The 464-nt window shown below is 46.1% G+C and carries 1 protein-coding gene; it reads left to right on the top strand.

What is annotated here, in order from left to right; translation table 11 throughout:
* Positions 1–456, top strand: a 456-nt coding sequence (locus tag B3182_RS01155; RefSeq protein ID WP_292751210.1) for a DUF3362 domain-containing protein, incomplete at its 5' end; no start/stop codon positions are given.
* Between the last annotated feature and the right edge of the window lie 8 nt (positions 457–464).

The following is a 464-nucleotide window of genomic DNA, read 5'->3' on the forward strand; positions in this document are numbered from 1 at the left end:
GATAAAGATATGATGAATCTGGCGTTATGGTTAAAACATAATGGCTTTCGAGCCGATCAGGTTCAGGCATATTTGCCCTCACCGATGTCAGCTGCAGCCGCAATGTATCATTCGGGCAAGGATACCTTACACAAAGTACGTCGTCAGGGCGGCGATATTACCGTTCCGAAAGGCTTGAAAGTCAGGCGTTTGCATAAAGCGTTTCTGCGTTATCACGATCCGGAAAACTGGCCGATGTTACGTGAAGCACTGAAAAGTATGGGCAGATCTGATTTGATCGGTAATGGCAAAAAACATCTTATACCGAGCTTTCAACCCAAAGGCACTGGCGAAATGGGTGAAGGCAAACGTATTACCCGTAAGGCAAAAACGCCTTCAACAAAACCGGCTTTCCGTACCCAGCATGTTCGCTCCAAAAAGGTAAAAAGTGGAACGCAACGTTCCCGTAAACGATAGCATTTGAT

The organism is Methylophaga sp. UBA4204 (genome assembly GCF_002379485.1).
In the GTDB taxonomy this organism is placed as follows: domain Bacteria; phylum Pseudomonadota; class Gammaproteobacteria; order Nitrosococcales; family Methylophagaceae; genus Methylophaga.